The sequence below is a fragment of the Escherichia sp. KTE172 genome (assembly GCF_000408845.1).
GTDB lineage: Bacteria > Pseudomonadota > Gammaproteobacteria > Enterobacterales > Enterobacteriaceae > Escherichia > Escherichia coli.
In genome coordinates this window covers 4,855,996-4,878,094 of the sequence record NZ_KE137316.1, presented here as the reverse complement: position 1 = coordinate 4,878,094, position 22,099 = coordinate 4,855,996, and the positions used below count along the sequence as shown (strand labels likewise).

The window sequence follows — 22,099 nt, the reverse complement described above, 5'->3', positions numbered from 1 at the left end:
GGCGCAACCGGCTGTTGTGGCTGCTGATACTGCTGCTGCGGTGCAACCGGTTGTTGCGGCTGCTGTACAGGTTCAACAATTGGCGTAAACAACGGTTCGTGTGGACCATCATCCAGCAACGCTTTCATTGGCGAAAATTCAAAATCATCCAGCGAGAACGGATTCGCCCCAGCCGGTTGTTCGCCGGAATAACGTTGTTGTTGAGTTTGCGCAAACTGACGAGCCAGTTCAGCCTCTGCCGCAGCATCTGCATCTTCTGCGTTTACGGGCACATCATGTTGATACTGTTCGCCATAGCGTTGCTGCTGTGTCTGGGCGAACTGACGTGCCAGTTCATCCTGCTGCATCGCATCGATTTCATCATCGTTGTACTGATCGCCAGAATCGTACTGATTGCGCTGGGCTTCACGGGCTTTTTCTTCCGCCGCACGCTGTGAGGGTAGCTTAATACCGTAAGACGCCAATTCACGACGAGTTGGCACGCGGATACGTTTCGGTCGTGGCAACTGCGGGCCAATCCCCTCTTTGACCTGCGGACGCGGTCCACCGCTATTTGCCAGACTGAAGACTGGCGCGGCAACGGTTGCGGCAGCCCCCGTCGCCAGTGTCGCTTTTTTCACGCCAGATGCCAGCGGAGAAACAGCGGCAGCGGCTTCTACTGGAGGTACTGCTGCAACAGAAGGTGCTTTCAGCGAAGATTTGATCGGTTCTGGTTCTTTAACCGGTTCTGGAATCGGTTGATACCAGGCCGCAAGTTGTTCACGTTCACGGGCTCGCTTCTCTTCCACTTCTTCAAAGTAGTAAAGCGGCGGACGCGCGGGTTTTGTCTCTTCTACAACGGGTTCAGGCTCCACAACAGGCTGCTGTTCAACAGGTTGCGGCTGTTGGTACAACGGCTCCTGAGCGACTGGCTGCTGATAAGTTTGCTCAGTCTGGTATGTAGACTGTGGAGCAAAAGTGGATTGCTGCTCTTCGGCTTGCCAGGCGTTACCTGCCACCGATTGTTCTGGCGCAGGGGCGTAATACGACTGTTGCGCAGACTGTTCCGGCGCAGTTGCGTAATACGGTTGCTGAACAGGTTGTTCCGCCGCAGGCGCATAATACGGCTGCTGTGGCTGTACAGGTTGTTGCAGCGGCTCATTATATTGCACTGCAGGCTGCGCATATTGTGGCTGCTGTGGGTAACCTTCCGGTGCAGGAGCAATCACCGGCTCTCCCGTTTGTGGCCCCGGTACAGGCTGCCAGGCTACTGTAGGTTGTGCAGGTGCAACATCAACAGAGGCAACAGATGGCGTCTGAGTCACAGGTTCAACCGGTGCAGCCCAGCTTTGCGTCGCCGTGGTAGCAGCAGCTGCTACAGCAACAGGTTCGGTAATTGGCGCACCGTTTAATAATGGATCGTACTCGTCATATTCTGGCTGCGTTGCACGATTGCCCGAAAAGAGGACGTCGTCAGGGTCGGCAGCCACACCGCGTGCAGTGTAGGTAATCTCTTCGTCATCATCCATCCGCTTACCGGAGAACAACGCAGCGTCTGTTTGCCGCCCCATCGGATTAATGAATTTTTCCGCCAACCGTTTACGACGCGCTAGCGCGCCGCGAAGAATACGAGCACGGCGTGATTCATGCTGTTTGCCGTGATTTTCATCTTCATACTCTTCGTCATCTTCATACTCATCTTCATCGACCCAGGTATCATCGCGACGGGTACGATTACTGGCGAAGGTAAGAATATTTAAAATCCAGCCGCCGAGTTTTTCAGCAATGGTCACCCATGACCAACCGGTGAACAGCGTCAGGCCCGCTGCCCAAACGCAGAGCAGCGCAATAGTTCCCCCGCTACTGTGTAGCAGTGGTTGTAGCGTAGTGCTTAGTAAGCTGCCAATGACGCCACCGGAGGCAAAATACCAGATATCGTCAGCGTTGATTGCCGCCAGACCACAGGAGGTAAGGATGAGCGCCAAAACGCCAATGATGCGTAGCGAAACGGCAAAATAATCAATGTATTCGTCGCTGGACTGATGACGCCAGGCAAACCAACAACCGCCGACAATAATGACGGGAATGGTGTAAGCCATCACGCCAAAAATAAAGAACAGCGTATCTGCCAGCCACGCACCGGGCATCCCACCTAAATTATGGATAGGTTCATGCCAGGCCGTTTGCGACCAGCTGGGGTCCGAAGGGTTAAAGCTTAGTAAGGCAGCCATCAACCAGACGGCAAACAGGACAATAAGGATCAGCAACGCCTCCAGAAGGCGGCGGCCGCTACTTAACTTTGTCAATGTGACTTCTTTGTCTTCAGTGTATTCCTGGCTCAAGAAAGGCTCTCCAGGTTACAGGCTTTTCCTGCCCGATGCTAAAACGGACAACAGTACCAGGTTACCCCAGTACTGTTGCTGTATGGATTAACAGGAGTGTAATCAAAATACGCCGATTTTGCACCTGTTCCGTGTTAGCGCGTCTTAATAACCAGACGATTACTCTGCTTGACTTCTTCCATAACAACGTATGTCCGTGTGTCATTGACGCCAGGCAGACGCAGCAGGGTTTCCCCCAGCAACTTACGGTAAGCTGACATATCCGGCACGCGTGTTTTCAACAGGTAGTCGAAATCACCGGATACTAAATGACACTCCTGAATTTCTTCAAGTTTTTGTACAGCGGTATTGAATTGTTCAAACACATCCGGTGCGCCACGATTCAGAGTAATCTCAACGAATACCAGAAGTGATGCATCCAGATAATGGGGGTTCAGCAGCGCCGTATAGCCCTGAATAAACCCTTGTCTTTCCAGCCGACGCACACGCTCAAGGCACGGCGTTGGGGAAAGTCCCACACGTTTAGAAAGCTCGACGTTAGAAATACGCCCATCCTTTTGCAACTCATTAAGAATGTTACGATCGATACGGTCGAGATCTTTGCCAGGGCGCTTCTTGCTATCTACCATTATTATTGTCTCTCTGTATTCCTTCCCTACTCCTGTCTGACCCTGAAACATCACTGTTCAGAGTCGCTACCCGTCACGATAGACCGAAATCATGAAGATTCACGGCGCGCAATGCCTGGGTCTACGGTGAGAAGACCGTTGCCTTGTGGCAGCTATCGACATCACGAATGGCGTCTGTCCACGCCATACGTAGATTTCACTAGCACGGTAAACATGGTATTTACATGCATGGTTATGCGCATATAAGAATACTGTTTTTTTTTCTTCCTCGAATGTTTTCGCAAAACACCAGGGGATTGTCAAAGCAAAACATCGATTTTTAGTACAACATGCCAGATATTCATTACCAGAGGCGTTTATTCATCATTTAATTGGCTTATAAAGCGGGAAATTTAAGTAGCAGAGGTGATAATGACGGGAGAATTTGACCGTCTTATCGATGCTGCCGATTGCACAAATTGTTAACAAAATCGTCATACTCTTTTTTTACGTCTGTAAATTCCCTACAATTCTGCCCATTGTCTGCCAACAACTATGGGGATCTCATGGGCACGACCAAACACAGTAAACTGCTTATCCTGGGTTCAGGCCCGGCGGGATACACCGCTGCTGTCTACGCGGCGCGCGCCAACCTGCAACCTGTGCTGATTACCGGCATGGAAAAAGGCGGCCAACTGACCACCACCACGGAAGTGGAAAACTGGCCTGGCGATCCAAACGATCTGACCGGTCCGTTATTAATGGAGCGCATGCACGAACATGCCACCAAATTTGAAACTGAAATCATCTTTGATCACATCAACAAAGTTGATTTGCAGAATCGTCCGTTCCGTCTGACTGGCGATAGCGGCGAATATACTTGCGACGCGCTGATTATTGCCACCGGAGCTTCTGCACGCTATCTCGGCCTGCCATCTGAAGAAGCCTTTAAAGGCCGTGGAGTTTCTGCTTGTGCAACCTGCGACGGTTTCTTCTATCGCAACCAGAAAGTTGCGGTCATCGGCGGCGGCAATACCGCGGTTGAAGAGGCGCTGTATCTGTCTAACATCGCTTCGGAAGTGCATCTGATTCACCGCCGTGACGGTTTCCGCGCGGAAAAAATACTTATTAAGCGTCTGATGGATAAAGTGGAGAACGGCAACATCATTCTACACACCAACCGTACGCTGGAAGAGGTGACCGGCGATCAGATGGGCGTCACTGGCGTTCGTCTGCGCGATACGCAAAACAGCGATAACATCGAGTCACTCGACGTTGCCGGTCTGTTTGTTGCTATCGGTCACAGCCCGAATACTGCCATTTTCGAAGGGCAGCTGGAACTGGAAAACGGCTACATCAAAGTACAGTCGGGTATTCATGGTAATGCCACCCAGACCAGCATCCCTGGCGTCTTTGCCGCAGGCGACGTGATGGATCACATTTATCGCCAGGCTATTACATCTGCTGGTACAGGCTGCATGGCAGCACTTGATGCGGAACGCTACCTCGATGGTTTAGCTGACGCAAAATAATTTTACAAATCAGTAACAAAAGTAAAGAAGGCGACACCATGCGACTATGGGTCGCCTTTATTTTTTCCTCGTTGTAACATTGCTCTGCAAATAATTCTGATAACTCACCTGCTAAGCGTGCAATGAATAAATCCCGTCAAAAAGAGTTAACCCGCTGGTTAAAACAGCAAAGCGTCATCTCCCAACGTTGGCTGAATATTTCTCGTCTGCTGGGCTTTGTGAGCGGCATATTGATCATTGCCCAGGCCTGGTTCATGGCGCGAATTCTGCAACATATGATTATGGAGAATATTCCCCGTGAAGCCCTGCTGCTTCCCTTTACGTTACTGGTTCTGACCTTTGTACTGCGCGCATGGGTGGTCTGGTTACGCGAACGGGTGGGTTATCACGCCGGGCAGCATATCCGCTTTGCCATCCGCCGTCAGGTTCTCGACCGTCTGCAACAAGCAGGGCCAGCGTGGATTCAGGGTAAACCGGCGGGGAGCTGGGCGACGCTGGTACTCGAGCAAATTGACGATATGCATGATTACTATGCACGCTACCTGCCGCAAATGGCGCTGGCAGTGTCGGTGCCGTTGCTGATTGTGGTGGCTATCTTCCCCTCTAACTGGGCTGCGGCGCTCATTCTGCTGGGCACTGCTCCGTTAATTCCGTTGTTTATGGCGCTGGTTGGAATGGGGGCTGCCGATGCTAACCGACGTAACTTTCTCGCTCTTGCTCGCTTAAGTGGGCATTTTCTCGATCGCCTGCGCGGCATGGAAACATTGCGTATTTTTGGTCGTGGTGAAGCTGAAATTGAAAGTATTCGTTCTGCTTCGGAAGATTTCCGCCAACGGACAATGGAAGTGCTACGGCTGGCGTTTTTATCCTCCGGCATTCTCGAATTTTTTACCTCGCTGTCAATTGCTCTGGTGGCGGTCTACTTTGGTTTTTCCTATCTCGGCGAGCTGGATTTTGGTCACTATGATACTGGCGTGACGCTGGCTGCGGGTTTTCTGGCCCTGATCCTTGCGCCGGAGTTTTTCCAGCCATTACGCGATCTCGGTACGTTTTATCATGCTAAAGCCCAGGCTGTTGGCGCAGCTGACAGTCTGAAAACGTTTATGGAAACCCCGCTCGCCCATCCGCAACGTGGTGAGGCGGAATTAGCATCAACCGATCCGGTGACCATTGAAGCCGAGGATCTGTTTATTACATCACCAGAAGGTAAAACGCTGGCTGGACCGCTGAACTTTACTTTGCCAGCAGGCCAACGTGCAGTGTTGGTTGGTCGCAGCGGTTCAGGTAAAAGCTCACTGCTGAACGCGCTTTCTGGTTTTCTCTCATATCAGGGATCGCTACGAATCAACGGGATAGAATTACGCGATTTATCACCGGAATCATGGCGTAAACATCTCTCCTGGGTTGGGCAAAACCCACAATTACCGGCAGCAACACTACGGGATAACGTACTACTGGCACGACCTGATGCCAGCGAACACGAGTTACAAACAGCGCTGGATAACGCCTGGGTCAGTGAGTTTCTACCGCTCCTGCCACAAGGCGTTGATACGCCTGTTGGCGACCAGGCTGCCCGCCTTTCCGTGGGGCAGGCACAGCGCGTGGCGGTGGCCCGAGCATTACTAAATCCCTGTTCGCTATTACTGTTGGATGAACCCGCTGCCAGCCTTGATGCTCACAGTGAACAGCGCGTAATGGAGGCGCTTAATGCCGCCTCTCTGCGCCAGACAACGTTAATGGTCACCCACCAGTTAGAAGATCTTGCTGACTGGGATGTCATTTGGGTAATGCAGGATGGTCAGATTATTGAGCAAGGACGTTACGCGGAATTAAGTGTGGCTGGTGGCCCATTCGCCACATTACTGGCCCATCGTCAGGAGGAGATTTAAATGCGCGCTTTGCTACCCTATCTGGCACTGTATAAACGTCATAAATGGATGTTAAGTCTTGGTATTGTGCTGGCAATTGTCACGCTGCTCGCCAGTATCGGTCTGTTGACACTTTCCGGCTGGTTCCTCTCGGCCTCAGCGGTAGCGGGGGTTGCCGGACTGTACAGCTTCAACTATATGCTACCCGCTGCGGGCGTGCGTGGTGCAGCAATCACCCGTACTGCCGGGCGCTATTTTGAACGTCTGGTAAGTCACGACGCGACTTTCCGCGTGTTGCAGCATCTGCGCATTTATACCTTCAGCAAATTGCTGCCCCTCTCCCCTGCAGGACTGGCGCGCTATCGTCAGGGCGAATTGCTCAACCGCGTGGTGGCGGATGTTGATACGCTCGATCATCTTTACCTGCGCGTTATCTCGCCGCTGGTGGGCGCTTTTGTGGTGATTATGGTGGTGACAATCGGGTTAAGTTTCCTTGATTTCACCCTCGCCTTTACGCTGGGCGGCATTATGTTACTGACGCTTTTCCTTATGCCACCACTGTTTTATCGTGCGGGAAAAAGCACCGGGCAAAATCTGACTCATCTTCGCGGGCAGTATCGCCAACAACTGACGGCCTGGCTGCAAGGGCAAGCTGAGCTGACCATTTTTGGTGCCAGCGATCGTTATCGCACGCAGTTAGAGAATACCGAAATTCAGTGGCTGGAAGCGCAACGTCGTCAATCTGAACTCACCGCATTGTCGCAAGCGATAATGCTGCTCATTGGCGCGTTAGCGGTGATCCTGATGCTGTGGATGGCGTCTGGCGGCGTTGGCGGCAATGCTCAACCCGGCGCGTTAATTGCCCTGTTTGTCTTCTGCGCGTTAGCCGCGTTTGAAGCACTGGCACCAGTAACGGGTGCATTTCAGCATCTGGGGCAAGTCATTGCCTCTGCCGTTCGGATCACTGACTTAACGGATCAAAAACCGGAAGTCACCTTCCCTGATACCCAAACTCGTGTTGCCGATCGCGTTTCGCTGACGTTACGGGATGTTCAATTCACTTATCCGGAGCAATCCCAACAGGCACTTAAAGGGATTTCTCTTCAGGTAAACGCCGGGGAACATATAGCGATTCTCGGGCGAACCGGATGCGGCAAATCAACACTGTTACAACTGCTGACCCGCGCATGGGACCCGCAACAAGGCAAGATTTTGCTTAACGATAGCCCCATAGCCAGCCTGAATGAAGCGGCTCTACGACAGACCATCAGCGTTGTTCCTCAGCGAGTGCATCTGTTTAGCGCCACGCTGCGTGATAATCTGTTACTCGCCTCACCTGGCAGTAGTGATGAGGCTCTGGCGGAGATCTTGCGTCGCGTTGGTCTGGAGAAGCTGCTCGAGGATGCAGGTCTCAACAGTTGGTTGGGTGAAGGCGGACGCCAGCTCTCCGGTGGTGAACTGCGCCGTCTGGCTATCGCCCGTGCGCTGTTACATGATGCGCCGCTGGTATTGCTGGATGAACCTACAGAAGGCTTAGATGCCACAACCGAAAGTCAGATCCTTGAATTGCTTGCAGAAATGATGCATGAGAAAACGGTGTTAATGGTCACCCATCGACTTCGCGGACTCTCTCGTTTCCAACAAATAATAGTGATGGACAACGGGCAAATTATTGAGCAAGGTACTCACGCAGAACTGCTTGCCAGACAGGGGCGTTATTACCAGTTCAAGCAGGGTTTGTAAGCTATTATTGAACGATCCGACTTGCGTGGAGTTTTGCGGTCATGCGCCTGGTTCAGCTTTCTCGCCATTCAATAGCCTTCCCTTCCCCGGAAGGCGCATTACGTGAGCCTAACGGCCTGCTGGCACTGGGGGGCGATCTTAGCCCTGCGCGCCTGTTAATGGCTTACCAGCGTGGTATTTTTCCGTGGTTTTCTCCAGGCGACCCCATCCTCTGGTGGTCGCCCGATCCTCGCGCGGTGCTTTGGCCTGAATCACTGCATATCAGCCGTAGTATGAAGCGATTTCATAAACGCTCGCCCTATCGAGTCACGATGAATTACGCTTTTGGTCAGGTCATTGAAGGCTGTGCCAGCGATCGCGAAGAAGGAACCTGGATCACGCGTGGCGTGGTCGAAGCCTACCATCGCCTTCACGAACTCGGTCATGCCCACTCTATTGAAGTCTGGCGTGAAGATGAGCTTGTCGGCGGTATGTACGGCGTGGCCCAGGGAACGCTATTTTGTGGCGAGTCCATGTTCAGCCGGATGGAAAATGCGTCTAAAACGGCGCTTCTGGTATTCTGTGAGGAATTTATTGGTCATGGCGGTAAACTTATCGACTGCCAGGTCCTTAACGATCACACAGCGTCGCTTGGTGCCTGCGAAATTCCCCGCCGGGATTACCTCAATTATCTCAATCAAATGCGCCTCGGACGATTGCCGAATAATTTCTGGGTACCACGGTGCTTGTTTTCACCACAAGAATGAATGTTTTCGGCACATTTCTCCCCAGAGTGTTATAATTGCGGTCGCAGAGTTGGTTACGCTCATTACCCCGCTGCCGATAAGGAATTTTTCGCGTCAGGTAACGCCCATCGTTTATCTCACCGCTCCCTTATACGTTGCGCTTTTGGTGCGGCTTAGCCGTGTGTTTTCGGAGTAATGTGCCGAACCTGTTTGTTGCGATTTAGCGCGCAAATCTTTACTTATTTACAGAACTTCGGCATTATCTTGCCGGTTCAAATTACGGTAGTGATACCCCAGAGGATTAGATGGCCAAAGAAGACAATATTGAAATGCAAGGTACCGTTCTTGAAACGTTGCCTAATACCATGTTCCGCGTAGAGTTAGAAAACGGTCACGTGGTTACTGCACACATCTCCGGTAAAATGCGCAAAAACTACATCCGCATCCTGACGGGCGACAAAGTGACTGTTGAACTGACCCCGTACGACCTGAGCAAAGGCCGCATTGTCTTCCGTAGTCGCTGATTGTTTTACCGCCTGATGGGCGAAGAGAAAGAACGAGTAAAAGGTCGGTTTAACCGGCCTTTTTATTTTGTGATATGTATGAAGTACTTTGGAAGTATAAATCCATAACTTGTCTCGATGTAGATATACTGCACAACTTGTTTACAGTATGAGCAAACAATAATTATCATTAAAATTCTTCTTGACCGTTTTACTCCAACTCCCTATAGTAGCGCCCCGTTGCCACCCATGAGGTTTGGCAGCAAAACAATTTGGTGAGGTGTCCGAGTGGCTGAAGGAGCACGCCTGGAAAGTGTGTATACGGCAACGTATCGGGGGTTCGAATCCCCCCCTCACCGCCATATTCAAAGAAGAGCTCGTACGAAAGTGCGAGCTTTTTTTTCGCATATTGCACTCCAAGGGGGATGAGAAGCCCCGACCGGGGTTCGACAACTGGCGCAGCCAGTTGGACAGACCACGAACACAGTGAGTGGGCTGCCCGCAGGGCGAGCGAAGCGAGTCAATCCCCCCCTCACCGCCATATTCAAAGAAGAGCTCGTACGAAAGTGCGAGCTTTTTTTTCGCATATTGCACTCCAGGGGGGATGAGAAGCCCCGACCGGGGTTCGACAACTGGCGCAGCCAGTTGGACAGACCACGAACACAGTGAGTGGGCTGCCCGCAGGGCGAGCGAAGCGAGTCAATCCCCCCCTCACCGTCATATTTAAAGAAAAGCGCGTACGAAAGTACGAGCTTTTTTCGCATTTTATCTGCCTGTTCGACAGTGAACCAGCAGAGGAGCAACAGTTCGTTAAGTACGAATTTCTAAGCAGCCTGTACGGCAGTGAACCATCAACATCCACTTCATTTGCCGAATACAGCTTTCTAAGCTGCCTGTACGGCAGTGAACGCGTTCGCAAAGGTTTTACCGCACCCCGTCGATTTCTAAGCTGCCTGTACGGCAGTGAACTCAAATACTACACGTTTAGCTCGTTGTTAATAAAGCAAAATCATCTCATTTTCCTGCTGGCACCCTTTTTTATTCTTACCTTCCAGCACCATTAATTATCAACAACTTACCTTCACCTCCAAAAATAGGGTTTTCACCGCCCCAGCCTACAAACAAAAAGTCCGTAACCTCTTTCGAGATTACGGACTTCACCAACCTACCTGACAATCAGATTAATGCGCTGCTTCCGCCTTGTGCTTTTGTGCACTCTGGAATCCATAAGTCAGCTCATTTTTCTCTTTATCCAGCGCAACCGTCACCTGACCGCCGTCCACCAGCGAACCAAACAACAGTTCGTTGGCGAGCGGTTTTTTCAGGTTGTCCTGGATGACACGCGCCATCGGACGTGCGCCCATTGCCCGGTCGTAACCTTTCTCGGCCAGCCAGTTACGCGCTTCCTGGCTCACTTCCAGAGAAACACCTTTCTGATCCAACTGAACCTGCAACTCGACGATGAATTTATCCACTACCTGATGGATCACGTCGGTGGAGAGATGATCGAACCAGATAATGTTGTCGAGACGGTTACGAAACTCCGGCGTAAAGATCTTCTTGATCTCTTCCATCGCATCGGTACTGTTGTCCTGGTGGATAAGACCAATCGATTTACGCTCAGTTTCTCGTACCCCAGCGTTGGTGGTCATCACCAATACCACGTTACGGAAGTCCGCTTTGCGTCCGTTGTTATCGGTCAGCGTACCGTTGTCCATCACCTGCAACAGAATATTGAACACGTCCGGGTGCGCTTTCTCGATTTCGTCCAGCAGCAGCACCGCATGTGGATGCTTGATGACCGCATCAGTCAGCAAACCGCCCTGATCAAAACCAACGTATCCCGGAGGCGCACCAATCAGACGGCTGACGGTATGGCGTTCCATATACTCGGACATATCAAAGCGCAGAAGCTCAATGCCCAAAGCTTTCGAAAGCTGTACCGTCACCTCTGTTTTCCCGACCCCGGTAGGGCCTGCAAACAGGAACGAACCGACCGGTTTATGTTCGTGACCTAAACCTGCACGCGCCATCTTAATGGCTTCAGTCAGCGCCTCAATGGCTTTATCCTGACCGAAGACCAGCATTTTCAGGCGATCGCCGAGGTTTTTCAGGGTATCGCGGTCACTCTGCGAAACACTCTTCTCTGGAATGCGCGCAATACGGGCCACCACGGACTCAATATCCGCCACATTAACGGTTTTCTTGCGTTTGCTTACCGGCATCAGGCGTGCGCGAGCGCCCGCTTCGTCGATAACGTCAATGGCTTTATCCGGCAGATGACGATCGTTAATGTATTTCACCGCCAGCTCTACCGCTGCACGCACCGCTTTTGCGGTATAACGCACGTCGTGGTGCGCTTCATACTTCGGTTTCAGGCCATTGATGATTTGAACAGTTTCTTCGATCGACGGTTCAGTAATATCAATTTTCTGGAAGCGACGCGCCAGAGCACGGTCTTTCTCGAAAATGTTGCTGAACTCCTGATAGGTTGTCGAACCAATTACGCGAATTTTACCGCTGGAGAGCAGCGGTTTGATCAGGTTAGCCGCATCGACCTGGCCACCAGAGGCTGCACCCGCACCGATAATGGTGTGGATCTCATCAATAAACAGGATGCTGTTAGTATCCTGCTCCAGCTGCTTGAGCAACGCTTTAAAACGTTTTTCAAAGTCGCCGCGATATTTTGTGCCCGCTAACAGAGAACCGATATCGAGAGAGTAAATCGTACAGTCAGCCATCACTTCCGGCACATCGCCCTGAACAATTCGCCAGGCAAGACCTTCCGCAATCGCGGTTTTACCGACACCAGATTCCCCCACCAGCAGCGGGTTGTTTTTACGGCGACGGCAGAGAACCTGAATAGCACGCTCCAGCTCCTTCTCACGACCAATCAGTGGGTCGATTCCTCCCACGCGCGCAAGCTGATTCAGGTTCGTCGTGAAATTCTCCATACGTTCCTCCCCACCAGCTTGTTCTTCGCTGTTTGGCTGGCTGCCAGGATCAGAAGACTGTGTCGGCTCGTCTTTACGCGTGCCATGAGAGATAAAGTTCACCACATCGAGACGGCTGACTTCATGTTTACGCAACAGATATGCCGCCTGCGACTCCTGTTCGCTAAAAATAGCGACCAGAACGTTTGCACCGGTAACCTCATTGCGACCGGAGGACTGGACATGGAAGACCGCACGTTGCAGTACACGCTGAAAACTCAGCGTCGGCTGTGTGTCGCGCTCCTCTTCACTGGCAGGCAGAACGGGTGTGGTTTGTTCAATAAAGGCTTCCAGTTCCTGACGGAGCGCAACCAAATCCACAGAACACGCTTCCAGCGCCTCCCGGGCAGATGGGTTACTGAGCAGCGCCAGTAACAAGTGCTCGACGGTCATAAACTCATGACGGTGCTCGCGCGCTCTGGCGAAAGCCATATTTAAACTGAGTTCCAGTTCTTGATTGAGCATAGGCACCTCCCCCAATTTTTATGCCTGCATTCAGGCTTTTTCTAGCGTACACAGCAATGGATGCTCATTCTCCCTCGCGTACTTGTTCACCATCGCCACTTTGGTTTCTGCAACCTCGGCGGTAAAGACTCCGCAAATGGCCTTCCCCTGGTAGTGAACAGCGAGCATCAATTGCGTTGCACGTTCTACATCATAAGAAAAGAATTTTTGTAACACGTCAATAACAAACTCCATCGGAGTGTAATCATCATTGACTAATATCACTTTATACATAGATGGCGGTTTTAGCGCGTCGCGAACTTTTTCTTCCGCCAGTTGATCAAAGTCCAGCCAGTCGTTCGTTTTACCCATTGTCAGTTATCATCTTCGGTTACGGTTATCGGCAGAACGCCCTGCCGCTGACAAGAGCTTATTTGCCTGACCAATCTACTCCACATGATAGATAACTATCATCTATCGTTGGCATCAGCGACATCTGTCACATTCCTGTCAATAGCGTTAACTGCTTCAAATTTTTGATTCATACCTGCCCCCTGGCCCCTGTCAAATGCTTGACGGCTCGCCCTAATTCTCTAAATTGTATTTCTAGAGTTGGCGAGGTTTTGAACAGCCCCCTCTCTGACCCCGGTTTATTCCATCTTACTTGTATAAGATTTGCGAAGGATGTCGAAGCATGGAAAAGGGTACTGTTAAGTGGTTCAACAATGCCAAAGGGTTTGGTTTCATCTGCCCTGAAGGCGGCGGCGAAGATATTTTCGCTCATTATTCCACCATTCAGATGGATGGTTACAGAACGCTAAAAGCTGGACAATCCGTTCAGTTTGATGTCCACCAGGGGCCAAAAGGCAATCACGCCAGTGTTATTGTGCCCGTCGAAGTAGAAGCGGCAGTCGCATAGCTCTTCTGTCTCATTGTGTACATCCTAAAGGCAAAATGCCAGCCCGATCGGCTGGCATTTTTATCTCAAAATTACTCTCGTGCCAGAGCATCTACTGGATCCAGTCGTGCCGCATTTCGTGCGGGTAACCAGCCAAATAAAATCCCGGTGACCGTCGAGCAGAGAAACGCCAGCAGCAGCGCCAAAGGTGAAAAACCAATCTCCCAGCCGGGTAAGAAAAGCTGCAAGGTGAAAGCAATTAACAGTGACAGTGTTATTCCCAACGCGCCACCGACCAGGCAAACCAGCACGGCTTCGATCAGGAACTGTTGCAAAACATCGCTTGCTCGCGCACCTACAGCCATGCGAATGCCAATTTCCCGCGTCCGCTCGGTCACTGACACCAGCATAATATTCATTACACCAATACCGCCCACCACCAGCGAAATCACCGCCACCAGCGTAAGAAACAGTTGTAAAGTACGTGTGGTCTTTTCAACGGTTTTCAAGACGCCGTCCATGTTCCAGGTAAAGAAATCCTTCTTACCGTGGCGCAGTGAAAGTAAACGCGTGAGTTGCTGTTCCGCCTCGGCGCTGTCAAATCCTTCTTTCACCCTGACAGTAATGGAGTTCAGCCACGACTGGCCCATAACTCGCCCGGACATCGTGCTGTAAGGTAGCCAGACACGCAGCACTTTACTGCTACCAAACATCGACTGTTTTTCTTCCGCCACACCAATGACTCTGGCGGGCATATTGCCGACCAGAATCACCTCGCCAACCACATCTGCTTTATGGGGGAAAAGCTGGCGGCGAGTATTACTGTCGAGCACCACCACCTGCGCACGACCGTTCAGCTGCTCCTGATTAAAGGTGTTCCCTTCACTGAAGGTCATGCCATAGACATTAAAATAATCGCCGCTCACGCCATTGGCACTGGCAGCAACATCAACATTGTTATAACGCAGGCGCAGGTTTTGCGAGACGGCAGGTGTGGCTGAGGCGACCCACGGTTGTTTTTGGATGGCGATTAAGTCATCGTACTTCAGCGCCTGCTGATATTGCGGATCGTCATCGCCAAAATCTTTCCCGGGATAGACATCAATAGTATTCGTACCAATAGAACGAATATCCGCCAGCACCATTTGTTTGGCGGCGTCGCCCACCACGACAATTGAAACCACCGACGCAATACCGATAATAATCCCCAGCATGGTCAGTAAAGTACGCATTTTATTCGCTGCCAGCGCCCTCCATGCCATCGTCAGCGCCTCGTTAAAACCACTGACAAACTGCCGCCAGCCAGAGGCCGTGTTGACAACAGGTTCCGTCCCGCCAGCAACATTCACTTTTTCAACGGCGGGAGGATTGCGCACAATTTCGCCGTCGCGAATTTCGATCACCCGCTCGGCCTGAGCAGCGACCTGCGGATCGTGGGTAACGATAATCACCGTATGCCCGCGATCACGCAGCTGATGCAGGATCGCCATCACCTCTTCGCCAGAATGGCTGTCCAGTGCGCCGGTTGGTTCATCGGCAAGAATTACCTGACCGCCGTTCATCAATGCCCGCGCGATGCTGACGCGCTGTTGCTGACCACCCGAAAGCTGTGCCGGATAATACTCTGTACGGTCTTCCAGCCCCAGTCGTTGCAGCAACTCCTGGGCGCGAAGCAGCCGCTGTTTCCGCTCAAGACCGGCATAGACGGCGGGTACTTCAACGTTCTGCTCGGCGGTTAAATGCGAAAGCAAATGGTAACGCTGGAAAATAAAGCCGAAGTGTTCGCGACGCAGTTGCGCCAGCGCATCGGCGTCCAGCGTGGCAACATCCTGACCGGCTACGCGATAGGTGCCGCTGGTGGCCTTATCCAGGCAGCCGAGAATATTCATCAGGGTCGATTTACCGGAACCCGAAGCGCCGACAATCGCCACCATCTCACCAGCATAAATATCGAGGGTGATGCCCTTCAGCACCTCAACCTGCTCATCACCGGCAGGATAGCTGCGACGAATATCCTTTAATTCGAGCAAAGGCGTCATTGTGCAGCTCCTGGTTTGGCCTCACCAATCACCACTTCATCGCCCGCGTCCAGCCCTTTGACAATCTCAACATCGGTATCGTTACGTGCGCCAATCGTCACTTCACGTTCGCGTGTTTCACCATTACGCAACAATTTGACTTTATAACGATTATCGCCAACCGGATCGCCTAACGCCGACAGAGGGATCGTCAGCACATTTTTCACATCGGTGAGCTGAATATGCACTTGCGCGGTCATATCCAGCCGCAGCAAACCATTGGGGTTGGGGACTTCAAAACGGGCGTAATAGAAAATAGCGTCGTTAACCTTTTCCGGCGTCGGTAGTACATCCTTGATTTGCCCCTCGTAGCGCGTCAGTGGATCGCCAAGTACCGTAAACCAGGCTTTTTGCCCCGGCTTCAGGTGGATTACATCCGCTTCAGAAACCTGCGCTTTTACCAGCATGGTGCTCATATCTGCCAGCGTCAGAATGTTCGGTGCTTGTTGTGCGGCAATCACCGTCTGGCCTTGCAGAGTGGTGATTTGCGTGACTTCCCCGGCCATCGGAGCAACGATGCGGGTGTAATCGAGATTGGTTTTAGCCGTAGCGAGTGAGGCCTGATTGCGCTTGATTTGCGCGTCAATGGTGCCAATTTGCGCCTGTTTCACAGCCATCTCCGTCGCGGCGGTATCGAGATCCTGCTGTGAAACCGCTTGCGTTTGTGCAAGACGTTGCTGACGGGAATACGTCACCCGCGCCAGTTTCAGCTCCGCTTCCGCCTGCTGCCGCTGCGCGCGTAGCTCCATCAGCGTTGCTTCCACCTCCTTAATCTGGTTTTCAGCCTGTTCAGGATCAATAACCCCTAAAAGCTGGTCTTTTTTTACTTTATCGCCAATCGCCACCGACAGCGTTTTCAACTGACCGCTGACCTGCGCGCCCACATCAACCTTACGCAGCGCGTCCAGCTTTCCGGTCGCCAGCACGCTTTGCTGTAAATCACCGGGGCGCACAATCAGCGTCTGATAAGTCGGCACGGGTGCGTTAAGAATTCTCCATAACGTAATCAGCCCGGCAATGACTATCACCAGCGCAATAACGTAACGCTTCTTCACGGTTTTCCGCTTTTTCATAAATATTCTGAATACTCCATATGCCAATCCGGGTCATTAACTTCAACGAAATATCAACAAAACCCTAAAATTTACGTTAGTAATCACACTATTGATGTTTGGTTAAGATACGCAATGGTGAAATCGACGTCATGTATAACCATTGATTTCATGAATATGTCGCAGCTAACTGAACGGACCTTTACGCCATCTGAATCTCTCAGCAGCCTGTCACTTTTTCTTAGTCTGGCACGTGGACAGTGTCGGCCGGGTAAATTCTGGCATCGCCGTAGTTTTCGCCAGAAATTTTTGCTGCGCTCGTTGATTATGCCGCGTTTAAGCGTTGAGTGGATGAACGAACTTTCCCACTGGCCTAATCTCAATGTGTTGTTAACGCGCCAGCCGCGACTGCCTGTGCGTCTGCATCGCCCTTACCTTGCGGCGAATCTTAGCCGTAAGCAATTGCTGGAGGCGTTACGTTACCATTATGCGTTACTCCGCGGGTGTATGTCGGCGGAAGAATTCAGCTTATATTTGAATACCCCCGGGCTGCAACTGGCGAAGCTGGAAGGCAAAAACGGCGAGCAGTTCACACTTGAGCTGACCATGATGATCTCAATGGATAAAGAAGGTGACAGTACAATCCTGTTCCGCAACAGCGAAGGTATTCCTCTGGCAGAGATCACGTTTACCCTGTGTGAATATCAGGGGAAAAGAACAATGTTTATTGGCGGACTGCAAGGCGCAAAATGGGAAATTCCACATCAGGAAATCCAGAATGCGACGAAAGCCTGCCACGGGCTATTTCCCAAACGCCTTGTGATGGAAGCGGCCTGTCTGTTTGCCCAACGTTTGCAGGTAGAGCAGATCATTGCCGTCAGCAATGAAACACATATTTACCGCAGCCTGCGTTATCGCGATAAAGAAGGCAAGATCCATGCTGATTACAACGCGTTCTGGGAGTCGGTTGGCGGCGTATGTGATGCTGAACGCCATTACCGCCTTCCAGCACAGATAGCACGAAAAGAGATTGCCGAAATCGCCAGTAAAAAACGGGCTGAATACCGTCGGCGCTATGAGATGCTCGACGCTATTCAGCCACAAATGGCCACGATGTTTCGCGGTTAATCCGCGCGACCGCGCGCCAGCCACAGCACGCGTGAGAACATTTTTTTCAGCAGCGTCGGTACGGAATCCACACCACGACGTCCTGCCTCCATTGCCACTTCAATGGCAAGATCGGGTTTGGAAGAGCGATGGATCGCTTTCGAGATAATTTTGCGCAGATTCATCGGTACATTTTCCGGGATTTGCGCCACGCGGTGGAACACATCGGAAAATCCCTGGCGATACATAAAATGTTCCATATCCAGCGCCGGTAACGCCGTTAAATGTTCTCGTTCGGCTTCCCGATCGTTATTCAACAGGCTGCGTACCGTAGCGGCATATTTCTTCCCTGCTTCATCGCCATCGACCAGTACATGCCATTCAATCCCCATTCGCCGGGCAAATTTAACCAGTGGCTTTAGCCCGGACTGGGCAAACTCAATGACCTTGATCCCTTCAGCATCAAAATGATGTCCGCACTGACGCGCCAGTTCATTGATAACCCAGGTTTCCGTTTCCCCTTCCACCAGCAGCCAGCAGCGTGCAAACAGCGATGATGGACGATTAAAACGAATGTGGAAAGAGATGCGTCGGCTATCTTCGGTACTCAAACCACTCGGCCCCAGACGCCAGGCGGCAACGCGCGAGGACTCACGTACCAGTCGGCAAACATGCTCTACCGGCGTTAACGAAAGCAACTCACCCGAGTTGGTGGTGGCAATGCGCTGCAATGGCAGAAGATTCAACAGATGCCAGGCAACTGAAAGCATAATGGGGTGTAAACGGGTTTCTGGATCTTCGATCAGCAACAATGGACGGGCGTCTTTATCCAGTCGCAATGTGCCTTTTGCCTGCAACAAAGTAGCAAACAGGCCGAGCAAAATAACCCGATACGAGCGCCCTCCAGGTCGGTCAATCATCCGGTTGATGATATCCAGATAGCGCCAGCTTCGTTGCTCATTGCTGGCTCGCCGCCGCATTAAACGATATCGCGCCTGTCCGGCCCCCTGCTCAGAGAAATAATGCTCAAGCAGCTGTACCATTGCGGAAAGTCCCTGACGAATCTGCCCATCAGAGAGATTTTGCGGATGTGAGGATAACTCACGGGCGAGGAAATCGAGCTGGCGCGCGGTGACTTCCACATTAGGGACATTTGGCACCGTGCCGTTACGAATACGGCGCATAAAACGGGCATCACGCAAGCGCAGCACCGGCATTAAACGCACCAGATGGCGTGCCTGGTCGTTAATATCCTCGACATCAATCGGATGTCCGTCTTTATCGAGAAAACTGCGCAGTGTCATCACGCTGCCGTCTTCCGCACTCTCCCCTTCCAGACGATAAAAAATACGGTGATAGCCATCAGTGCATGGCGTCCAGCACGCTTCCAGCGGCCGATAGCGGCGAACCCGATGTCGGCCTGGCAGCGATTCGCGGAAGGTCAAAATAATATGCAGATGATGTTCTCGCCCGTTGATATCTCCCGGCGGGAACCAGAAATCGTCGCGCTCAAAATGGTAGAGATCTGATTCTGGCGATAGCAGCAGGGTTAAGGCGTCCAGCAAGCTGGATTTACCCCACGCGTTCTCCCCAATCAGGACGTTGTTTTGTTCCAGCATCAACGACAAACGGTTGATACCGCGAAAACCCACAATTTCAACGCGCTCAAGAATCATATCCCCTCCAGAAATATGTGACTTATCCTTTACGCTGGCAGTATAACGGGAAAGGCCATGCTAATACGTGATGACATCACATTTAAGCATGGCAAATGTCTGAAAAATGAGCGAATAATCGCGTTATACTCCCTCTTGCTGATAAGCCTGCAAAAACAACAAAATCAAATAATTAGCATGATAAATTATTTTTTATTACGCCTAAAGGATTAAATCTTTTGCTTGCACTACACTGTCAATCAGACAAATGACTATATGGGGCAACCCGCTGTTGCCCTAAATCAAATTTACTGGATTTATTTATCTGGTGAATGACTCGCCTTCGTTTTTAAAATAGCCGCGCATTATTTCCGTCGTCACTTTTTTACGACGACCCTATAAAACGACCATATTTTTCACAGGGTCAATTTTTAATTGAGGTGGATATGTTCAGAAAATTAGCAGCTGAATGTTTTGGTACTTTCTGGCTTGTTTTTGGTGGCTGTGGTAGTGCCGTACTGGCCGCAGGCTTCCCGGAATTAGGCATTGGTTTTGCCGGCGTGGCGCTGGCATTCGGTCTGACCGTTCTGACGATGGCCTTTGCAGTTGGTCATATTTCTGGTGGTCATTTTAACCCGGCGGTCACTATTGGTTTATGGGCTGGCGGACGTTTCCCGGCAAAAGAAGTCGTTGGCTACGTAATTGCCCAGGTTGTCGGCGGTATTGTTGCGGCGGCGCTGCTGTATTTAATTGCCAGTGGTAAAACGGGTTTTGACGCGGCAGCCAGCGGTTTTGCTTCTAACGGTTATGGCGAGCATTCGCCAGGCGGTTATTCCATGCTTTCCGCACTGGTAGTTGAACTGGTATTGAGTGCAGGTTTCCTGCTGGTGATCCACGGCGCAACCGACAAATTCGCTCCTGCTGGTTTTGCGCCGATCGCTATTGGTCTGGCCTTAACCCTGATTCACTTAATCAGTATTCCGGTGACTAACACTTCTGTTAACCCGGCGCGCAGCACCGCGGTTGCTATCTTCCAGGGCGGCTGGGCATTAGAACAACTGTGGTTCTTCTGGGTGGTGCCAATTGTCGGCGGCATTATCGGTGGTCTGATTTACCGGACCCTGCTGGAAAAACGTAATTAATTAACGCAGAAGGCCTGGCGCAATGTCAGGCCTTTTTTAAATATATTGATTCATCTTCCTGTTGCGCTCCTTGATGTGTTAAGCCACATATAGTCACTGGCGCAGGGAGCGCGCAGGGGGCGGCCAATCGCCGCCGCCCCCTGCACCCCCGGGCTCTGGCGAACAAAATCGCCGCTGCGCGGTGCCCTCGACTTATCCCTTGCGGCTACCGGGTCGGGCGCGAGGTAACATCCCTGTAAAACGCGCCCTCAGCCCACATCCATGTGGGCTGCCCCGGCCTTCAGGGAACGCCTCGGCGATTTTGACGCCACCAACACCGGTGCGGTTTGTAATTAAAGCGCAAGAATATCTTTAAATGAAAATGAATACCCTACCGATCCTTATGCATAACATTTCCTTTTAATTGCAACTTTACTCGTCCTTCCGCTTTCAGTAGTGTGTCATCGCGCATTTCGACTTCATCTTTGCAAGGACTGGGTTTTCATGTTTTCTGGGCTGTTAATCATTCTGGTTCCCCTGATTGTGGGTTACCTCATTCCTCTTCGCCAAAAAGCTGCATTAAGAGTTATTAATCAGCTATTAAGCTGGATGGTTTACCTTATTCTCTTTTTTATGGGTATCAGTCTGGCGTTTCTCGATAACCTCGCCAGTAACCTGTTGGCGATTCTGCATTATTCCGCCGTCAGTATTACCGTTATTTTACTGTGTAATATTGCCGCCCTTATGTGGCTGGAGCGAGGCCTGCCATGGCGCAATCACCATCAGCAAGAAAAACTCCCGTCGCGTATTGCGATGGCGCTGGAGTCGCTAAAACTGTGCGGCGTAGTAGTGATTGGTTTTGCCATTGGCCTGAGTGGACTGGCTTTCTTACAACATGCGACCGAAGCCAGTGAATACACCTTAATTCTGCTACTTTTCCTCGTCGGTATTCAGTTGCGCAATAATGGCATGACCTTAAAGCAGATTGTCCTTAATCGCCGGGGAATGATTGTCGCCGTGGTGGTGGTTGCCAGTTCATTAACTGGTGGTTTAATTAACGCCTTTATTCTTGATCTTCCCATCAATACCGCGCTGGCAATGGCCTCTGGTTTCGGCTGGTATTCTCTTTCCGGTATTTTATTGACTGAATCTTTTGGTCCGGTAATCGGGAGCGCGGCGTTTTTTAATGATCTGGCCCGTGAGCTGATTGCAATTATGTTGATCCCTGGGCTGATTCGCCGCAGCCGCTCTACCGCACTGGGCTTATGCGGTGCCACATCAATGGATTTCACCCTGCCCGTTCTTCAACGTACTGGCGGGCTGGATATGGTCCCGGCGGCGATTGTTCACGGTTTTATTCTTAGTCTGTTAGTGCCGATCCTCATCGCCTTTTTTTCCGCGTAATACCTCTCTGGCGGTAGATCCCTGCCGCCAAAATTGCGCTAAATCAA

At 51.4% G+C, this 22,099-nt stretch carries 18 protein-coding genes, 1 tRNA gene and 2 pseudogenes; 13 read left to right on the top strand and 8 right to left on the bottom strand.

The window, feature by feature from the left end; genetic code table 11:
- Together ftsK and lrp are read right to left on the bottom strand one after the other, a co-directional pair.
- The coding region (ftsK, locus tag G434_RS30865; protein WP_001537908.1) for a DNA translocase FtsK at window positions 1-2,321 on the bottom strand (2,321 nt) is incomplete at its 3' end.
- 134 nt (window positions 2,322-2,455) lie between these two features.
- Window positions 2,456-2,950 carry a leucine-responsive transcriptional regulator Lrp gene (gene lrp, locus G434_RS01360; RefSeq protein WP_000228473.1) on the bottom strand — a complete coding sequence of 165 codons (495 nt, stop codon included), beginning with the start codon at window positions 2,948-2,950 and terminating at the stop codon, window positions 2,456-2,458.
- Window positions 2,951-3,495: 545 nt separating this feature from the next.
- Between lrp and trxB the strand changes: the two genes are divergently transcribed.
- The 9 genes and pseudogenes from trxB to G434_RS30400 all read left to right on the top strand — a co-directional run bounded on the left by trxB (window position 3,496) and on the right by G434_RS30400 (window position 10,364).
- Window positions 3,496-4,461, top strand: coding sequence for a thioredoxin-disulfide reductase (gene trxB / locus G434_RS01365; protein WP_000537432.1), 966 nt, complete (start codon window positions 3,496-3,498; stop codon window positions 4,459-4,461).
- Between the two features lie 122 nt (window positions 4,462-4,583).
- Window positions 4,584-6,350 carry a heme ABC transporter permease/ATP-binding protein CydD gene (cydD, locus tag G434_RS01370; RefSeq protein WP_001043583.1) on the top strand — a complete coding sequence of 589 codons (1,767 nt, stop codon included), beginning with the start codon at window positions 4,584-4,586 and terminating at the stop codon, window positions 6,348-6,350.
- Window positions 6,351-8,072, top strand: a complete 1,722-nt coding sequence (gene cydC / locus G434_RS01375) for a heme ABC transporter ATP-binding protein/permease CydC (RefSeq protein WP_001202195.1) — start codon at window positions 6,351-6,353, stop codon at window positions 8,070-8,072.
- Window positions 8,073-8,113: 41 nt separating this feature from the next.
- On the top strand, window positions 8,114-8,818 hold the full coding sequence (gene aat, locus G434_RS01380; protein WP_001241678.1) for a leucyl/phenylalanyl-tRNA--protein transferase: 705 nt from the start codon (window positions 8,114-8,116) through the stop codon (window positions 8,816-8,818).
- A pseudogene (locus G434_RS31160) lies at window positions 8,819-8,963 on the top strand (hypothetical protein); the annotation flags it as partial. It abuts the gene before it with no gap.
- Between the two features lie 59 nt (window positions 8,964-9,022).
- Window positions 9,023-9,175, top strand: a pseudogene (locus G434_RS31155) (hypothetical protein); the annotation flags it as partial.
- Complete coding sequence (gene infA, locus G434_RS01385) at window positions 9,103-9,321, top strand: translation initiation factor IF-1 (protein ID WP_001040187.1); 219 nt, start codon at window positions 9,103-9,105, stop codon at window positions 9,319-9,321. The pseudogene G434_RS31155 and the gene infA, both read left to right, overlap by 73 nt.
- A 253-nt stretch (window positions 9,322-9,574) precedes the next feature.
- Window positions 9,575-9,662, top strand: a tRNA-Ser gene (locus G434_RS01390).
- 303 nt (window positions 9,663-9,965) lie between these two features.
- Complete coding sequence (locus G434_RS30400) at window positions 9,966-10,364, top strand: hypothetical protein (protein WP_012602745.1); 399 nt, start codon at window positions 9,966-9,968, stop codon at window positions 10,362-10,364.
- A 117-nt stretch (window positions 10,365-10,481) separates the two neighbouring features.
- Here the strand turns inward: G434_RS30400 and clpA are convergent, their stop codons facing one another.
- The 3 genes from clpA to yljB form a co-directional block, all read right to left on the bottom strand.
- The gene (clpA, locus tag G434_RS01395) at window positions 10,482-12,758 is read right to left on the bottom strand and encodes an ATP-dependent Clp protease ATP-binding subunit ClpA (protein WP_000934041.1); all 2,277 of its coding nucleotides are present in this window, start codon (window positions 12,756-12,758) and stop codon (window positions 10,482-10,484) included.
- A gap of 30 nt (window positions 12,759-12,788) precedes the next feature.
- The gene (gene clpS / locus G434_RS01400) at window positions 12,789-13,109 is read right to left on the bottom strand and encodes an ATP-dependent Clp protease adapter ClpS (RefSeq protein WP_000520781.1); all 321 of its coding nucleotides are present in this window, start codon (window positions 13,107-13,109) and stop codon (window positions 12,789-12,791) included.
- Between the two features lie 98 nt (window positions 13,110-13,207).
- Entirely contained in the window at window positions 13,208-13,282 is a 75-nt protein-coding gene (yljB, locus tag G434_RS30560; RefSeq protein ID WP_001406719.1) for a protein YljB, read from the bottom strand.
- Between the two features lie 149 nt (window positions 13,283-13,431).
- On the opposite strand from yljB, the gene cspD reads away from it, so the two are divergent.
- Window positions 13,432-13,656 (top strand): cold shock-like protein CspD, encoded by a 225-nt coding sequence (gene cspD, locus G434_RS01405; protein WP_000410785.1) that lies wholly within the window; start codon window positions 13,432-13,434, stop codon window positions 13,654-13,656.
- A 71-nt stretch (window positions 13,657-13,727) separates the two neighbouring features.
- Here the strand turns inward: cspD and macB are convergent, their stop codons facing one another.
- Together macB and macA are read right to left on the bottom strand one after the other, a co-directional pair.
- On the bottom strand, window positions 13,728-15,674 hold the full coding sequence (macB, locus tag G434_RS01410; protein ID WP_000188187.1) for a macrolide ABC transporter ATP-binding protein/permease MacB: 1,947 nt from the start codon (window positions 15,672-15,674) through the stop codon (window positions 13,728-13,730).
- Window positions 15,671-16,786 (bottom strand): macrolide transporter subunit MacA, encoded by a 1,116-nt coding sequence (macA, locus tag G434_RS01415; protein ID WP_000746451.1) that lies wholly within the window; start codon window positions 16,784-16,786, stop codon window positions 15,671-15,673. The genes macB and macA overlap by 4 nt, the downstream gene beginning before the upstream one ends.
- Window positions 16,787-16,936: 150 nt before the next feature.
- On the opposite strand from macA, the gene G434_RS01420 reads away from it, so the two are divergent.
- Window positions 16,937-17,893, top strand: a complete 957-nt coding sequence (locus G434_RS01420; RefSeq protein ID WP_001355621.1) for a VirK/YbjX family protein — start codon at window positions 16,937-16,939, stop codon at window positions 17,891-17,893.
- Here the strand turns inward: G434_RS01420 and G434_RS01425 are convergent.
- Complete coding sequence (locus G434_RS01425) at window positions 17,890-19,548, bottom strand: ATP-dependent endonuclease (RefSeq protein ID WP_000599806.1); 1,659 nt, start codon at window positions 19,546-19,548, stop codon at window positions 17,890-17,892. The genes G434_RS01420 and G434_RS01425 overlap by 4 nt on opposite strands.
- A gap of 425 nt (window positions 19,549-19,973) precedes the next feature.
- Between G434_RS01425 and aqpZ the strand changes: the two genes are divergently transcribed.
- Both aqpZ and lysO read left to right on the top strand, forming a co-directional pair.
- Complete coding sequence (aqpZ, locus tag G434_RS01430; protein ID WP_000488716.1) at window positions 19,974-20,669, top strand: aquaporin Z; 696 nt, start codon at window positions 19,974-19,976, stop codon at window positions 20,667-20,669.
- Between the two features lie 483 nt (window positions 20,670-21,152).
- Window positions 21,153-22,052, top strand: a complete 900-nt coding sequence (lysO, locus tag G434_RS01435) for an L-lysine exporter LysO (protein ID WP_001309383.1) — start codon at window positions 21,153-21,155, stop codon at window positions 22,050-22,052.
- The last annotated feature ends 47 nt before the right edge of the window (window positions 22,053-22,099 follow it).

What these genes read in the sequence shown, in the direction of transcription:
- lrp (WP_000228473.1), bottom strand. Translation starts at nt 2,950, where the DNA reads ATGGTAGATAGCAAGAAGCGCCCTGGCAAAGATCTCGACCGTATCGAT.
- trxB (WP_000537432.1), top strand. Translation starts at nt 3,496, where the DNA reads ATGGGCACGACCAAACACAGTAAACTGCTTATCCTGGGTTCAGGCCCG.
- cydD (WP_001043583.1), top strand. Translation starts at nt 4,584, where the DNA reads ATGAATAAATCCCGTCAAAAAGAGTTAACCCGCTGGTTAAAACAGCAA.
- cydC (WP_001202195.1), top strand. Translation starts at nt 6,351, where the DNA reads ATGCGCGCTTTGCTACCCTATCTGGCACTGTATAAACGTCATAAATGG.
- aat (WP_001241678.1), top strand. Translation starts at nt 8,114, where the DNA reads ATGCGCCTGGTTCAGCTTTCTCGCCATTCAATAGCCTTCCCTTCCCCG.
- infA (WP_001040187.1), top strand. Translation starts at nt 9,103, where the DNA reads ATGGCCAAAGAAGACAATATTGAAATGCAAGGTACCGTTCTTGAAACG.
- clpA (WP_000934041.1), bottom strand. Translation starts at nt 12,758, where the DNA reads ATGCTCAATCAAGAACTGGAACTCAGTTTAAATATGGCTTTCGCCAGA.
- clpS (WP_000520781.1), bottom strand. Translation starts at nt 13,109, where the DNA reads ATGGGTAAAACGAACGACTGGCTGGACTTTGATCAACTGGCGGAAGAA.
- cspD (WP_000410785.1), top strand. Translation starts at nt 13,432, where the DNA reads ATGGAAAAGGGTACTGTTAAGTGGTTCAACAATGCCAAAGGGTTTGGT.
- macB (WP_000188187.1), bottom strand. Translation starts at nt 15,674, where the DNA reads ATGACGCCTTTGCTCGAATTAAAGGATATTCGTCGCAGCTATCCTGCC.
- macA (WP_000746451.1), bottom strand. Translation starts at nt 16,786, where the DNA reads ATGAAAAAGCGGAAAACCGTGAAGAAGCGTTACGTTATTGCGCTGGTG.
- G434_RS01420 (WP_001355621.1), top strand. Translation starts at nt 16,937, where the DNA reads ATGAATATGTCGCAGCTAACTGAACGGACCTTTACGCCATCTGAATCT.
- G434_RS01425 (WP_000599806.1), bottom strand. Translation starts at nt 19,548, where the DNA reads ATGATTCTTGAGCGCGTTGAAATTGTGGGTTTTCGCGGTATCAACCGT.
- aqpZ (WP_000488716.1), top strand. Translation starts at nt 19,974, where the DNA reads ATGTTCAGAAAATTAGCAGCTGAATGTTTTGGTACTTTCTGGCTTGTT.
- lysO (WP_001309383.1), top strand. Translation starts at nt 21,153, where the DNA reads ATGTTTTCTGGGCTGTTAATCATTCTGGTTCCCCTGATTGTGGGTTAC.